11 protein-coding genes are annotated in these 12,449 nt (G+C 65.9%); 3 read left to right on the top strand and 8 right to left on the bottom strand.

Translation table 11 applies throughout. The features are described from left to right. Window positions 1-32: 32 nt before the first annotated feature. The 6 genes from NA2_RS01455 to NA2_RS01430 form a co-directional block, all read right to left on the bottom strand. Window positions 33-1,334 (bottom strand): TRAP transporter large permease, encoded by a 1,302-nt coding sequence (locus NA2_RS01455; protein WP_008593364.1) that lies wholly within the window; start codon window positions 1,332-1,334, stop codon window positions 33-35. Continuing rightward, a complete protein-coding gene (locus tag NA2_RS01450; protein ID WP_008593362.1) occupies window positions 1,331-1,810 on the bottom strand; it encodes a TRAP transporter small permease subunit in 480 nt (159 codons plus the stop codon). The genes NA2_RS01455 and NA2_RS01450 overlap by 4 nt, the downstream gene beginning before the upstream one ends. A 32-nt stretch (window positions 1,811-1,842) precedes the next feature. Continuing rightward, entirely contained in the window at window positions 1,843-2,691 is an 849-nt protein-coding gene (locus NA2_RS01445) for a VOC family protein (RefSeq protein WP_008593360.1), read from the bottom strand. Window positions 2,692-2,695: 4 nt separating this feature from the next. After that, window positions 2,696-4,543 carry an AMP-binding protein gene (locus NA2_RS01440; protein WP_008593358.1) on the bottom strand — a complete coding sequence of 616 codons (1,848 nt, stop codon included), beginning with the start codon at window positions 4,541-4,543 and terminating at the stop codon, window positions 2,696-2,698. Beyond that, on the bottom strand, window positions 4,540-5,559 hold the full coding sequence (locus tag NA2_RS01435; RefSeq protein WP_008593356.1) for a zinc-binding dehydrogenase: 1,020 nt from the start codon (window positions 5,557-5,559) through the stop codon (window positions 4,540-4,542). The genes NA2_RS01440 and NA2_RS01435 overlap by 4 nt, the downstream gene beginning before the upstream one ends. 177 nt (window positions 5,560-5,736) lie before the next feature. Beyond that, window positions 5,737-6,867 (bottom strand): type 2 periplasmic-binding domain-containing protein, encoded by a 1,131-nt coding sequence (locus tag NA2_RS01430; RefSeq protein WP_008593354.1) that lies wholly within the window; start codon window positions 6,865-6,867, stop codon window positions 5,737-5,739. 625 nt (window positions 6,868-7,492) lie between these two features. On the opposite strand from NA2_RS01430, the gene NA2_RS21215 reads away from it, so the two are divergent. The 3 genes from NA2_RS21215 (at window position 7,493) to NA2_RS01415 (ending at window position 9,877) form a co-directional block, all read left to right on the top strand. Further along, complete coding sequence (locus NA2_RS21215) at window positions 7,493-7,996, top strand: MarR family winged helix-turn-helix transcriptional regulator (RefSeq protein ID WP_157188093.1); 504 nt, start codon at window positions 7,493-7,495, stop codon at window positions 7,994-7,996. Window positions 7,997-8,217: 221 nt separating this feature from the next. Beyond that, window positions 8,218-8,424 (top strand): hypothetical protein, encoded by a 207-nt coding sequence (locus NA2_RS01420; RefSeq protein ID WP_244423570.1) that lies wholly within the window; start codon window positions 8,218-8,220, stop codon window positions 8,422-8,424. Further along, window positions 8,414-9,877, top strand: coding sequence for a cryptochrome/photolyase family protein (locus NA2_RS01415; RefSeq protein ID WP_008593347.1), 1,464 nt, complete (start codon window positions 8,414-8,416; stop codon window positions 9,875-9,877). Before NA2_RS01420 ends, NA2_RS01415 begins: the two co-directional genes overlap by 11 nt. Window positions 9,878-9,941: 64 nt before the next feature. On the opposite strand, the gene NA2_RS01410 is transcribed toward NA2_RS01415, so the two are convergent. Both NA2_RS01410 and NA2_RS01405 read right to left on the bottom strand, forming a co-directional pair. Further along, on the bottom strand, window positions 9,942-10,274 hold the full coding sequence (locus NA2_RS01410) for a Dabb family protein (RefSeq protein ID WP_008593345.1): 333 nt from the start codon (window positions 10,272-10,274) through the stop codon (window positions 9,942-9,944). A 170-nt stretch (window positions 10,275-10,444) separates the two neighbouring features. Beyond that, on the bottom strand, window positions 10,445-12,421 hold the full coding sequence (locus NA2_RS01405; protein ID WP_008593342.1) for a bifunctional 2',3'-cyclic-nucleotide 2'-phosphodiesterase/3'-nucleotidase: 1,977 nt from the start codon (window positions 12,419-12,421) through the stop codon (window positions 10,445-10,447). Window positions 12,422-12,449 lie beyond the last annotated feature (28 nt).

The following is a 12,449-nucleotide window of genomic DNA, read 5'->3' as shown; positions in this document are numbered from 1 at the left end:
CATTCCTTCGGTTGAAGACTGTCCGCGCCGCCTCAAAGCATGATCGACGGCAGCCAGAGCGTGATTTGCGGGAAGCCGAGCAGCAGCACCATCACGACGGCCTCGCCGGCGAGGAACCACGTGACGCCGCGAAAGATGACCGGCAGGGTGATCTCCGGCGGCGCGACGGACTTGGCGGCGAATATGTTCAGGCCGACCGGCGGCGTCAGCAGGCCCAACTCGATATATTTGACGATGATGATGCCGACCCAGATGAGGTCGAAGCCCTGCAGCTCGAACAGCGGCAGCAGCACCGATATCGCGATCAGCATGACGCCGAACGGGTCGAGGAACATGCCGAGCAGGATGAACACCAGCGAGATCGCCGCCATGAGCGCTATCGGCGAGAGCTGCATGGCGCTCACCGTGTCGGCGATCGCCGCCGGCAGGCCGGTCAGGGCCATGTAGCGCGTCAGCATGAAGGCGCCAATGGCGATGAACAGGATCACGGTCGTACTGCGCACCGTCTCCTGCAGCGCCGTCCACAGCGTTCCCCACTTCAGGTTTCCCGTCGCAAACGCGAACAGCACGGCCAGGAAAGCGCCCATCGCGCCCGCCTCGGTCGGGCTGAAGATGCCGGCATAGATGCCGCCGAACACGCACAGCGCCAGCACCGGCAGCGGCCAGACCTCCCGGAGGCTCCGGCGCAGGCTCGTCGCGGGACGCCCGCGTGGCGGCGCCAGCTCCGGATTGAGCTTGCACCGGATGATGATCACCCCGGCGGCGACGACGGCTGTCAGCAGGCCCGGCATCACGCCGGCGAAGAACAGCTTTGCGACCGACTGCTCGGCCAGGATGCCGTAGACGATGAGGGGGATGGACGGCGGGATGAGCGCCGCCAGCGTGCCGGACGTTGCACAGACCGCCGTGGCGAGACCGGGATTGTAGCCGCTCTTCAGCATTTCCGGGATCGCCGCGCGGCCCATCGCCACCGTGGTCGCGATGCTGGAGCCGCAGGCGGCGCCGAAACCCGCTGCGGCAAAGTTGGTGGCCACCGCCAGGCCGCCCGGCACCCGGTACAGCAGGCGCTCGGCCACCCGGAAGATGGCGTTGGTCATGCCGGAGTGATAGGCGATGTTGCCCATGAACAGAAACAGCGGCACCGCCGAGAACTCCCAGCTCGCCGTGAATTCGTAGGGGATGCGCCCCATCAGGCTGACGACCGCCTTGAACGGCAGGATCGCCAGTGCGCCAAAGAACGATACGAGCCCGAGCGCCAGTCCGATCGGCAGCCTCAGTCCGATCAGGATCAGGCCCGTGGCCAGCGCGATGATGCCCTGTTCGACCGGACTCATGGGCGCGGCCTCCTCAGGCGGGCAACGGCATCGAGGCCCTGAGCGGCCGCGATAAGACCGGTCAGGACAAGCCCCGCAGGAACGAGCCAGCGCGGCGACCACACCGGCAGCGCGAAACCCGGGAACTCGATGCGCTCGCCGCGGACCGTCGCGTGCAGAGCCTCGGAAGCGGTGAACCACGCAAGTCCCGCCATGGCCGCGACCATCAGCAGCGCCGCGGCGAGGTCGAGCAGCGCATTCACGACCGGCCCCGCCCCGCCGAACAGATCGACCGTGATGTGCAGCCGCTCGGCCTGCGCGCTGCCGATCGTGAGGAACAGGATTGCCACCATGAACCAGTGGCTCACCATCTCGGTGGTTCCCGTAAGCGGCGTGGACAGAAGGTTGCGGGAACCGACGTCGAGGACGACGACCAGCGTCATCATGAGGAGCGCCATTGCGCCCAGGGCGGTGGAGAATGCGGCGATGCGCGTCATGGGTGGGTGCGACCTGCCTTCTGGAACGGAGCTCAAACCTGTTCGACGACCATCAGGATGCCCCCGGCCTGGTCCGGTGTCAGATAAGCGCCCCCGCCGGCCCGATGCGGATCGAAACCGTTCCGGCGCAATTCGGCGGCAAGCTCCTCTGGATCGGCATGGGAGACGGCGAAGCCGAACAGGCGGTCGCCCCCCTCGTGGGAAACGCCGGGAAAGGTGGCGGCGAGTTCGTCGGGCGAATAGATGCGCAGATCAACCGAGCCGGCTCGGATGGTGACCGGCGCCGCGCCGGTCCGGCGCGCGCCCCAAAGCGGCTCGTAATGAGCGGCGACCTGCTCGGGATCGGACGCCACCGCGATGACGGCGGTCAGGTTCGCCGCACCGTTCGGATGGGTGGTGAACTCGGGCCGCAGATAATGTTGCATCGTCTTGTACTGGCACAGGTTCCAGTAGAAGGGTGACTGGCCGAGGCCCGGTATGATGACCACGAAGGCCGGGCGCAGGACCTCACCCGAAGGCAGCACCCATTCCCGTGAGAGATGGACGGGATCGCTGGTCTTGTAGTCCCTTGCCTGCAATGCCGCATGGGTTTTCTCGGCATCGGCGGTGTTCATCACCATCGAGACGGGACGGCCGGGTGGCAGCAGGATCGACGGCATCATCGGGATCGCCTTGTCGGCATCGTCGAGCGCCATCAGCTCGATGAAATTGCACGACCCGGGATGAAGCTGGCCGAAGCAGATCAACCGGTTGCTCAATCCGGGAAGAATGCTGCGCGGCGTGACGGTGAAGCCCATGGCCTCGAACAGCTCGCCCGCGGTCTGGCTATCGGCAACGCTGACCATCAGGTGGTCGATGTCCAGGATTCCGGTGTCGCTCATGATCTCACGCCTCTTCGTTCATGCTTGCTTCGAAATCGAGCCCCAGCTCGTTCAGCAGGGCCTGTGCCTCGGATGATCGCGGCAAGGCGACGCCCGGCGCCACGCTGACCGCCACGCGGCCGCCAGGCCGGTCGCCGACGCGCAGTTGCGCCGGTTCGAGGCCGAGCGCCGCCGCCGCCGCCATGCGGCCCGCCTCGAGCCGCAGCGCCTGCTTGTTCACCTTGCCGACACTGGTCAGCGGCAAGGCCTCCAGCACGACGATCTGCTTGGGAACGGCGGCCCGCTCCTCGATGCCGGCGGCGACGGAGCGCAGCAGCTCGGGAGGGTCGAGCAGCGCGCCAGGACGCGGCGCCACGAAGGCGATCGGCACCTCTCCGACCCGCCGGTCGGGAAGGCCGACTGCGGCCGCCATGGCGACGCCGCCATGCGCCAGCAACGCTTCCTCGATGACCTTGGGGTCGATGTTGTGGCCGCCCCGGATGATCATGTCCTTGGCGCGTCCGGAAATGACGAGATAGCCGTCCTCGTCGAAACAACCGAGATCGCCCGTGTTCAGCCAGCCGTCCGCGAGCAGCACGCCGCCATTGGCTTCGGCGTCGAGATAGCCGGGAAAGACGCAGGGCGAGCGCGCGACGATCGCCCCGGCCTGCCCCTGCGGCAGGAACTCCGGGCGCCCGTCCGCGCCGATCGCCGCGATGGCGAGATCGCAGTAGGGCAACCGCAGTCCGACGGCTCCCGGCTTCGACGCGCCGTCGGGCGGCGTGAAGGTCAGCACCAGGGTGGCCTCGGTGAGGCCCCAGGCCTCCTTGACCGGGATGCCCGTTCGCTCGCTGAAGCGGCGATGGGTCTCTGCCGGCAGCGCAGCCGCCGACGAGACCCAGCTGCGCACGCTGCCGAGGTTCATATGATCCTGAAACACCTGCGTGGCGCCGATGACGACGGTAGGCGGACCGACCAGGATCGCCGCCTTCTCACGCTCGACAAAGGGCCAGAACCAGTCGAGCAGGCCCGGAGAGCGATAACCGCGCCGCGTCATCTGCACCACGCAGGCACCGCTGGCAAACGGCGCCAGCGACCCCATCACCAGCCCGCCGACGTGAAACAGCGGCATGCCGCAGGGCATCCGATCACCCCGCCGGATGCCGGCGCCGTAGGAGGCCAGGAATGCCATCGCCGCGAGGTTGAAATGGGTCAGCGGGGCGACCTTCGGCGCACCCGTGGTGCCGCCCGTGTGGAAATAGGCGGCGATGTCGCCCGGCCCGGGAAGCTCGGCGGCCGACGGAACGGCGCCGGCGAAGCCGTCGCGCGCACTCTCGTAGTGGATCGCCCTGCCCGACGCCGCCGCTTCGCCGACCACCAGCACATGCCGGATACAGGGAGCCAGCGCGACAATTGCATCCAGCTTCTCGAACGTTCCCTCGGTGCCGCTCGGTCCCTCTATGCAGAGCACCCGGGCGCCGACCCGTTGCAACATGGCTGCGATGGTTGCCGGCTCCAGGAACGGGTTGATCGGCATCACGATGCCCGCCTCCGCCGCGCCCCAGCAGATCTCGATGGTCTGCGGCAATCCGGGAAGCAGATAGGCGACGACGTCGGTGCGGCCGACGCCGAGGGAGCGCATGAGCGCGGCGGCGGCCCGGACCTTGGCATGGAGAGAGGCGAAGCTCTCCTCGACCGCCACCGTTTCCAGCCGCTCGTCGGCATAGAAGCGATAGGCCGGCTCGTCGGTGAAATCGCCGGCGGAGGCGGCAAGGACCTGGGGAATGGTCTCGCCGCGCAGCCACGTCTCCAGCGGCGCGGCCTCGACCGCGCGCACGTCTTCGGCCCCGGCGAAGCCCGGCAGCGGTTTCACCGCGCGCCCTCCGGCCTGACGATGATCTTGCCGAGAATGCTCCGCTCCTCGATGCGGCGAATGGAATCGATGCTCCCGGAAAGCGGCACGACCTCGTCGATCACCGGCGAGAGCTTGCCCCGGCCCACGAGATCGAGACAGGCCACGATGTCTTCCCGGTCGAAACCGGTCGAGCCGAGAATGTCCATTTCGGCCATGAAGATGAACCGGATATCGGTCTTGGGATCGTAGCCGGCCGTGGCCCCGCAGGTCAGAAGGCGTCCGCCGCGGCGGACGGCGCGCAGCGACGGCACCCAGGTGTCGCCGCCGGTGAAGTTGACCACCACATCGAAGCCTCCACCGCGAAACAGTGAACCGGTGGTGCGCCGCGCATAGGCATCGACGCCCTCTTCGGCGTAATTGACCGTCTCGTCCGCGCCAAGCTCCGCCAGGCGCCGGCACTTCTCGTCCGAACCGGCGGCGGCGATCACGTGGGCGCCATGGTTCTTGGCCAGCAGCACGCAGGCCGTGCCGACGCCGCCGCTGGCGCCGAGGATCAGGATCTTCTCGCCCGCGGCGAGCCGGCCGCGCGTGAACAGCATGCGATAGGCCGTGCCGTAGGCGACGGGAAGCGCCGCCGCATCGTCGTCGCTCACCCGGTCGGGAATGGGAATGAGCTGCTCGGCGCGGCACGTGCAGTACTCGGCCATGGCGCCCGGACGCGTTTCGCCCATCATTTCGAAATGGCCGTTTCGATCGTCTAGGAAGGCGGGGTTGACCAGCACCCGGTCGCCAACCTTCCATCCTGTCACGCCCTCGCCCAGCTCGGCCACCACGCCGGCGCAGTCGCCGCCCGAAATGCTGGGCAGCGTGATCTTGATGCCCGGCATGCCCCGACGGGAGAACACGTCGAGATAGTTCAGACCGCAGGCGCGGACAGCGACCTTGACCCAGCCCGGCTTGATCTCCGGATCGGGAAAGTCGCCATAGCGCAGCACCTCAATCGGACCGTGCTCCTCGAAGTAAACGGCTTTCATCTAGAATTCTCTCCCTGTTGGATGGCGCCCCGGCCGGCGCGCGCCCGCGACCGGAGCCTGATATGGGCAAGGCCTTGCAGCGGCCGTCAGGCACGGGCCGGGTCTGGCTCGCACCGGACGGACTGATCGCAGCGAAGCGTTCTCAGGTTCCGGATCGCGTCATGGCCGGCGGGTCGCTCAGAAGTCGTATTTCGAGAAGACGCGCTCGCGCATCAGTGCGGCGAACTTCTCCCTGTCTCCCGAAAACTCTGGCAAATAGTCTTCGTGCCAAGCGCGGAAGATCTCGACGATCTCGTCGATGAGTTCATCGGCTCCCTCGACGCCGCGCTGCTTTGCCAGTTCCTTGAGCGCGACGATCTCGCCCTCCTGATAGGTACTCCACAGATCCTTCATCGCCTGGTCGCCCGGCTGGAAACCGATCTTGCCTTCCAGGGCGGCGCGAACTTCCGCGTCCACGTCGACATAGGCATCCTCGACATAGTCCCACAGGCCGTCGGGCATCAGGCCGACGATCGCCTTGCGGTCTTCTTCGGAGATGCCGTTCCAGGCCTTGTCGCTCAGCACGAGGGGAAAGGCGCCGGTGATCACGCCCTGCGGCATCTCGATCACCCCCTTCACCGTGTCCTCGAGGCCGTAGCTGCGGATCCAGGAGGTGCCGACCAGCGTGCAGTCGCTCTGGCCGAGCTGGAGCGCCGGAAGGATGTCGACGATATTGGTGCGCACCGGCGTCATCCCGAGCACGGTCGCCCAGCGGGCCTCCGGCGAGCCGATCGTGCTGATCTTCAGCCCTTTCAGATCGGCGGACGTCGCCACCGGTTGCGTGCACTGCATCGTCAGCGGAGACGCCGACTGGATGAGCGCGGGAACAAGCCCCAGGCCGCGGAACTCGTCACGGCACTGCTCGCAGGCGACGAAGAAGGCTTCGTTGAGCGCGCCCATGGTCGCGTAGGGATCGGTTCCAAGGCCGGTCAGCTCGCCCATCAGGCTCGAATAGGGAAGCTCCGTCGAATAGAATTGCGAGATGAAATAGCCGGTATCGACGATACCGTCGCGAATGCCCTGCAACGTGTTGGACATGGAGACGAGTTGCCCGCCGACGATCTTCGTGAACGACACGCGGTTGTCGGTGGCCTCGGTGATCTTCTCGAGCAGCGGGAAGATGCCCTTCTGGTTGCCGGCAGAGCGCTCGGGCACGCCGGAGCCGAAGGTCAGCGTTTGCGCCGCCGCAGGAACGGCGAGCCCGGCAACGAGCGATGCCGCGAGGGCTGCACGGTTCGCGACGGATATGAACCCTTTCCAAGAAGCCATTTCAGTTCCCCATTTTGTTGGTTTGATTTTCCACCGGTGCGCCCCCCCGTAGCGAGGCGTCTCTGCTCGTGACGACCCGCAAAGAAGCCGCTTCACCCGTCCAATTGCCCATCCCGCGCACAGCGCCGAACGATCACGACGCAAGCCGCCGCGATGCCTGACCTCGTCCAGGCTTCATCCAAGCGGGTCCTCCCCGACGGGCAGCGCCTGCCCGTTCATCACTGCCGCGCCGAACAGACATGAAAGCCGGCGCCTCCCCTTAGGATCGCGCATGCGCAACCCTCCTCCTGCGGCACTGTCCCGGGCGGCGACGTTGTCGCCGGGATCGTCTCTCCGGTGCAGTCCGCGCCATCCACATCGTTGGGTGACCCTAGGTACGTTTTCCGCTTTGTGCAATACATTTTTTATTGCGGAAATATCTCTTGCGGGCAAACTACCGTCTGCTAGGCTGAAAAGATAAGTGGATTATATAATATCCCGGGAGGACTGCCTGCCCAGAACTTTACGCACAGGCGGGCCCGCACCAGCCCTTCACCGCAGCAACGCCTCGCTGAGCGGAACCATGAAAAAGAGCCGTTCCATCAATGCCGCCCCCCGCCGGTTCAAACCCCTTCGCACCTGCAACTTGCCATTCATCAAGAGCGAAGCGGACTATCGCCGTTTCAGGCGCATGCTGTTCGATCTGCTGGTGCTGGACAGCAACATGACCAGCATGTTCGAGCTGTTGGCCCGCCATCTGGGCCTGTCGCGCTCCCAGCACATGGTCATCATGACGATCGCCAACGAGCAGGGAGAGCTCGGCGTCGCCGTTCAGACGGTCGCCGATTATCTGCAGGTCGCCAGCCCCTTCATCACGGCGCAGTGCAACGCCCTGCACGACCGGGAACTGATCACCAGGGACCGCGATCCGAACGACCGCCGCCGCACACTGCTCCGCCTGACGCCGACCGGCGAAGCCTATGCGCGTCGCGCCGGCGAGATCGCGCGCGAACTGAACAACAGCATCTTCGCGCCGATGGACGATGCGTCCTTCGAAACCGTTGCGAGAAGCCTGGACGATCTATCCCGCAGTTCGCGCCGGGCGCTCCATCTCGCGCGCGCCGAGCTCGAAGCAAGCCATGCCGAATGAGGTCGCGCCCGTTACGATCCGCGCGAGGCCGAGCCTGCTCACATTTTGGGGCGCTCCCAACGCAGCACGTTGATGACAAGCGGGCGATGAAGACTGAGACGGTCGAACAAGATGGGAAACCCACGGAACCAATTCCCGGGCAGACGGTTGTCTGACAGGGACTAAGCAGGGGCAGGCGACTGATGAAGACCAGGCAGGATGTAAAACCGGCGGCGACAGCCGTGACCAGCTTGACTTTGGCCCTCCCCGCCGACCTGACTGCCGCCCTCGACCGTTTCTCCCGTCATGATGGAGCGAACCTGCCGCGCGAGGAAGCGCTTCTGCGCGCGTTCAGGGCCTGGGCGCTGGAGAACGGCTATCTCCACCCGGAAGACGACGGACAGAGCGGCAAGCGCCCCGAAGACCTGAATGCCACCAATGACGACTGAGCGCGCCGCCAGCGGGGCGGAAGACACGCTTCTGATCCTGTTTCGGCATGATTTGCGCCTGACCGACAACCGTGCGCTTGCCGCGGCAGCCCGCTCGGGACGTCCCCTTGCCGCGGTCTTCATCCTCGACGAGACGAGCGAAGGGACGCGCCCGCCGGGCGGCGCGCGGCGCTGGTGGCTGCACCATTCGCTGAAGGCGCTGGGCGAAGACCTCGGCCGGCTCGGCATTCGCCTCATCCTCCAGCGCGGTCCCATGGCCGACACGGCGATGCGCCTCGCCGCCCGGCTGAACGCCGGAGCCGTGTACTGGAACCGCCGCTACGATCCGCCCGGCATCGCCGCCGACACGCGGATGAAGGCATCGCTCAGGGATGCGGGCATCGAGGCGGAGAGCTTCGAAGGCCACCTGCTGCACGAGCCATGGCGCCTGAAGACCGGCGCCGGCGGACCCTACCGCGTCTTCACCCCGTTCTGGCGCGCGCTCCAGCAGTCGATCGAACCACACGCGCCGGCCGATCGCCCCCACAGGCTGAACGCGGCCGATCATGACGTGGCCAGCGACCCGCTCGACCAGTGGGAGCTCCTGCCCTCAAAGCCCGACTGGTCGGGAGGTCTGGCGGCGCAGTGGACGCCGGGCGAGGCCGGCGCCCGGGAGCGCCTCGACGCTTTCCTCGCCGGCGGCGGCACTGGCTACGACCGGCGCCGCGACGTCCTGGCCGACGCCGGCACGTCGAGCCTCTCCCCGCATCTCGCCCACGGGGAGATCAGCCCGTGGCAGATCTGGAGTGCGCTCGAAGCCGGCCACGAACTGCCAGCCGGCGACGCGCAGACCTTTCGCAAGGAGCTCGGATGGCGCGAATTCTGCTGGCATCTGCTGTTCCACAATCCCGACCTTGCCACGCGGAATTTCAACCGGGATTTCGATGCCTTTCCCTGGCAACGGGACGACAAGGCGCTCCGTGCCTGGCAACGCGGGCAGACGGGCTATCCGGTCGTCGACGCCGCCATGCGGCAGCTCTGGCAGACCGGCTGGATGCACAACCGGGCGCGCATGATCGTCGCCTCCTTCCTGGTCAAGGACCTGCGGCTCGACTGGCGTTCCGGAGAAGAATGGTTCTGGGACACGCTTGTCGATGCCGATCCCGCGAGCAACCCTGCCAACTGGCAGTGGGTGGCGGGTTCCGGCGCCGACGCGGCCCCCTTCTTCCGCATCTTCAACCCGGTCCTGCAGGGGGAGAAATTCGATCCCGATGGCGCCTATGTGCATCGCTTCGTGCCGGAGCTCCGCAACCTGCCGAAGCGCTACATCCACAAGCCATGGAACGCGACCGCAGCAGCACTGTCCGAGGCGGGCATACGGCTTGGCGAGACCTATCCCGCCCCGATGGTCGACCACGGGACGGCGCGGCAGATCGCGCTCGATGGCTATCGCGTGATACGCGAGGAAGGTTAGCTAATGCATGTCGCTTTCAAATGAATTCATTTGAAAGACGACGAACATGCATCATTTCAAAGTGCTACAGCGTCCTTTGCGCGTCCAACAAGACGCGCGGCGCTGTAGAAACCGAGGACACGAAATCGGCGGCGATGCGCATCTCGCGCAGCGGACGCACCTGCCTGATGCATTCCGCATAGACCGGATGCGCCTTGTAGGCCGCCAGCGCCTCCTCGTCACGGAACTCGCCATAGACCACCACGTCCACTTCGCTGCCGAGCTGGTCCACCTTGCGGTTCAGCCCGACCTCGAAGAAATCCGCATGTGGAATGTCGCCCAGCATGCCGAGTTTGTCGGCGATGCGCCCGACATCGGCCTCGTCCCTGGCGCTGAAGAAAACGATGTGACGAATCATGGCGGGCCTCCAAACTGACCGATGCAGATCGCGCCCCGCGCCATCGGCTGTCAATGTGCCGCAGGGTCGCATCCACTGAATCGGATCATGCAGATTTCCGCGCAAGCCATTGTTCCACAAGAAAAAGCCGGGCATCGCGCCCGACTTCTTCCCTCAGCGCGGAAATCGCTTCAGAGCGTGATGCGGTACAGCGCAAAACCCTCGTTCCCCTCGCCCGCCGGAGCGATGGAGACGCCCTTGACCTCGCCTGCGAAGGCCGCGCCCTTCGGTCCGGTCTCGAACAGCACACTGGTGTTCTCCAGCGGCTTGAAACGCCAGTTCGCATCGGCGGAGGGGTTGATGGCTCCCTGCTCGACGATGTAGCGGACGATGACGTCGCGGTTCGTGTCGGGCGCGGCGAAGATCACCTTGTCGGCGCTGATGCCGGGGAAGTTTCCCCCGCCGCCGCCACGATAATTGTTGGTGGCGACAACAAATTTCTGGGCCGGATCGATGGGCGCGCCATTGTACTGAAGGTCGGTGATGCGGCTCGCCCCGGCGTTCAGCGGTTCGCCCTTGGACGTGTATTTCGGCGGCTGCGACAGGTCGATCGCATAGGTCACGCCGTCGATCACGTCGAAATTATAGGACGGGAAGGTCGGGTCGAGCAGAACCTGGTCAGCCTTGCCCGGCTCGATCTGGTTGAAGATGCCGGCCGACATTTCCAGCCATTCCTTCACGTCCGCCCCCGTCACCAGAACTGCCTGGACCGTGTTGGGATAGAGATAGAGGTCCGCGACGTTCTTGATGGCGACATCGCCCGCCGGCACGTCGGTATAGTAGTCCGGCCCACCGCGCCCGCCGGCCTTGAAGGGGGCGGCCGCCGAAAGGACCGGCAGGTCCTTGTACGCGCCGTCTTTCAGCATCTCGGTGATGTACCAGGTCTGCGCCTGGCTGACGATCTGCACGGACGGATCGTCGGCCACCAGCGCGAAATAGGAATAGAGCGGCGCGGACGTCTTGCCGACGGCCGTGCGCACATATTTCAGCGTCGCTTCGTGGTCGGCGCGCACAGCGTCCTCGACCTCGGCCTTGCTCTCGACCAGCGGTTCGGTGGCCCGCTCGACACGCTTGAAGATCGGTCGCGCCTCCGAGGTAGAGCTGACGATCTTCCAGGCATTGCCGTCGCGCTCCAGCAGGAGGTCGATCAGGCCCAGATGCGAGCCCCAGAAGCCGCCCATCACGCCTGGCTTGCCGCCGATCGTGCCGGCGGCGTTGTCGACACCTTCCATCCCGTCGAACTTGACGCCGGGGAAATCCAGGTGGCTGTGGCCCGTGACGATCGCATCAATGCCGTCGACGCCGGCGAGCAGCAGCGAGGCGTTCTCGAGGTTCTCCTCGTACTGTGCCGGACCGATGCCCGAATGGGACAGCGCGACGATCAGTTCCGCGCCCTCCTCCTTCATCTGCGGCACCCAGGCCTCCGCCGCCCGGACGATGTCGCGCGTCATCGCCTTGCCGGACAGGTGCTTGGCATCCCAGTTCATGATCTGCGGCGGCACGAAGCCGATGAGGCCGATGCGGATCGGATGCTCGTTGCCGTCGCCGTCCTTCACCTTGCGGTCGAGAACCACATAGGGCTTGAGGAACAGGGCGTCGTCGCGGCCGCTGGCGGCCAGTTGTCCCTTGGTCAGATTGGCGCAGACGAAGGGGAAGTTCGCCCCGTCCAGCACCTTGAACATGAAGTCGAGGCCGTAATTGAACTCGTGATTGCCGAGCGTCGCGCAATCATAGCCCAGCGTGTTCATCCCCTTGATGACCGGATGGACGTCGCCATCCTTCATGCCGCGCTCATAGGCAATGTAGTCGCCCATCGGGTTGCCCTGCAGGAAGTCCCCATTATCGACGAGGATCGAATTCGTCGCCTCGGCGCGGATGGCATCGATGATCGATGCGGTGCGCGCCAGTCCCATCGTGTCGTTGGGCTTGTCGGCGTAGTAGTCATAGGGAAACACGTGGACATGCAGGTCCGTCGTTTCCATGATCCTGAGATGCGCCTGGTTGCCCGCGGCGCGCGCCGAGAAGGGATGCATCAGGACAAGGGAGCCGGCTGCGGCCGACCCCGCCAGAAAGGAACGCCGCGAAATGGATTGAAGCTGCCGGTTCATGGTCGAGTCTCCTTCGGTCCAGGCTGGA

The organism is Nitratireductor pacificus pht-3B (assembly GCF_000300335.1).
In the GTDB taxonomy this organism is placed as follows: Bacteria; Pseudomonadota; Alphaproteobacteria; order Rhizobiales; family Rhizobiaceae; genus Nitratireductor; species Nitratireductor pacificus.
This window is presented reverse-complemented; position numbering and strand designations above follow the sequence as displayed.